2 protein-coding genes are annotated in these 2,540 nt (G+C 60.7%); both read left to right on the forward strand.

All coding sequences use genetic code 11. The annotated features are described in order from the left end of the window. Nucleotides 1-469 precede the first annotated feature (469 nt). Entirely contained in the window at nt 470-1,543 is a 1,074-nt protein-coding gene (locus DWW03_RS16305) for a LacI family DNA-binding transcriptional regulator (RefSeq protein WP_022061077.1), read from the forward strand. A gap of 5 nt (nt 1,544-1,548) precedes the next feature. Beyond that, entirely contained in the window at nt 1,549-2,361 is an 813-nt protein-coding gene (locus DWW03_RS16310; protein WP_022061076.1) for an SDR family oxidoreductase, read from the forward strand. Nucleotides 2,362-2,540: the final 179 nt, after the last annotated feature.

Here is a 2,540-nt window from a genome sequence, read left to right on the forward strand (position 1 = left end):
ATTATCCAATATACGAAAAAATACCGATTTAACTTATATCTGACAAAATTAACATGGCATAATATTGAAGGTTCCGGAAAAGATATAAATTCGCGAGACCTATGCTTTACGTTAGGCCCTTTCTTCTTGCTTTTGAACTTAAATCATAAAGAGGTGAATCCATCCGTTTTGTTTTCGACGCACTGTTTGATTTGCCAATTCCAAAAACTTTTCGTATCTTGCAAATAGTTATTTGAAATGCGGTATTTGAGCGCAATCAACTGAAAATAAACCGTTGCCTTCTCGTTACCTATTATCCTATACAAAAATGTAACGACTCATTAATTAAGTCGTTACATCATTATAAACCCACACCCACTTCGGGTCCGGTCTTTTTGGGCTCGAATCGTCAGGTGTGTGCGCACACACTTGCTATTTTCGAAAATTTTGCATAGCTTTGCCGATGTAACGCCGAAGAACAGCGCAAACCATGTCCGACAACGAACATATCACGGTCCGCATCGTCGACATCGCCCGCATGGCGGGGGTGTCGGTGGCGACGGTCGACCGCGTGATCCACAACCGCGGCAAGGTCTCGGAGGAGAACCTCGCGCGCATCAATGAGGTGCTGCGGCGGGTCGACTACCGTCCCAACCTGATCGCCCGCTCGCTGGCGTCGGGCCGCAGGTACACGCTCTGCGCGGTCATGCCCCGTTTCGCCCCGGGAGAGTACTGGGCCGATTTCGAGGCCGGAATCGCCCGCGCCGAGGCCGAGGCCGTGCGTTACAACGTCACGGTCCGCCGTTTCTGCTTCGACCAGTACGACCGTTCGTCGTTCGAAAGCCTGCTGGAGACGCTGCGCCGCGAGGAGTTCGACGGCGCGGTGATCGCCACGCTCTTCGCGGAGATGGTCGAGCCGTTCACCCGCGAACTCGACGCCCGGGGGGTGCCCTATGTCTTCGTCGATTCGGACATTCCCGCCTGCAACCGGCTGGCCTATTTCGGCACGTCGTCGTTCGACGCCGGGGCGGTCGCCGCACGGCTGCTGTTCGACCGCCTCGATCCGGGAGCGGACATCGTCGTGGGCCGGATCGTTCACCGGGGCGACGCCGGTTCGAACCAGTGGCGCAACCGCGAGGCGGGATTCCGCAGTTACCTCGAAGCGCATGCCTTCCGGGGCCGGCTGCACTACGCCGCGCTGCGGCTGGACGACGAAGCCTGCAACGGCCGCGTGCTGGATGAGATGTTCCGCGAAAATCCGTCGATTGCCGGGGCCGTGACCTTCAATTCGACGTGTTACATCCTTGCGGGCTATCTGGCGGCGCGGCGGCGCGATGGCGTGCGGCTGGTGGGCTACGACGTGATCCGCCGCAACGGGGAGATGCTCTCCGCGGGCGTGGTGACGGCGCTCGTCGCCCAGCGTCCCGAGGCGCAGGGCTACCGCGCGGTGATGGCCCTGTGCGAATGGCTCGTCGAGGGCCGCGCTCCGTCGAAGGTCAACAACATGCCCATCGACATCCTGCTGAAAGAGAATATACCGTATTATAAAAACAACATCATCTGAAAAACATGAAAAATCTCTTTGACATCCGGGGCCGTGTCGTCGTTGTGACGGGTGGGGCCGGGATTCTGGGCCGCTCGATCTGCGCTTACCTCGCCGGGCAGGGCGCACGCGTCGCTGTGCTCGACCGCGATGAAAAGGCGGGCGAAGCGCTTGTCGGCGAAATCCGCGCTGCGGGCGGCGATGCGCTCTTCTTCGCGACCGACGTGCTGAACCGCGAGGTGCTCGTGTCGAACCGCGAGGCGATTCTCGGGGCCTGGGGGCAGATCGACATCCTGCTGAACGCCGCGGGCGGCAACATGGGCGGTGCGACGATCGCTCCCGACAAGTCGTTCCTCGACCTGGAGATCGAAGCTTTCCGCAAGGTCGTGGACCTCAATCTGTTCGGCACGGTGCTGCCCACGACGGTCTTCGGCGAGGCCATGACGGCCCGCAGGAAGGGCGTGATCGTCAACTTCTGCTCCGAATCGGCGTTGCGTCCGCTGACCCGCGTGGTGGGCTACGGAGCCGCCAAGGCCGCCATCGCCAACTACACGAAGTACATGGCCGCCGAACTGGCCATGAAGTTCAGCCCCGAGATGCGCGTCAACGCCATCGTCCCGGGCTTTCTGCTGACGAACCAGAACCGCGCGCTGCTGACCAACGAGGACGGTTCGTACACCGACCGTGCGCGGACGATCATCGCCCACACGCCCGCCGGACGCTTCGCCGAGCCGGAGGAGCTGCTGGGTACGATCCACTACCTCGTCAGCGACGCTTCGTCGTTCGTGACGGGCGCGCTGGCCGTCGTCGACGGCGGGTTCGACGCTTTCTCGATTTGATCCGCCGCGGGAGCCGTCTCTTCGGCGGGGTCTGACGGGCACGGCATCGGGCCGGGATTGTTCGCGGCCAGCGGCAACGTGCAGGAGGTGCAACCGCCGCATTCTCGCTTGCAGCGGAGAAAGGACAACCGCGGTCTTCGCCCGCGGGGTACTTTGTACTTTTTGGCCGCAAAAAGTAC

The organism is Alistipes sp. AF14-19 (assembly GCF_003461645.1).
In the GTDB taxonomy this organism is placed as follows: Bacteria; Bacteroidota; Bacteroidia; order Bacteroidales; family Rikenellaceae; genus Alistipes; species Alistipes shahii.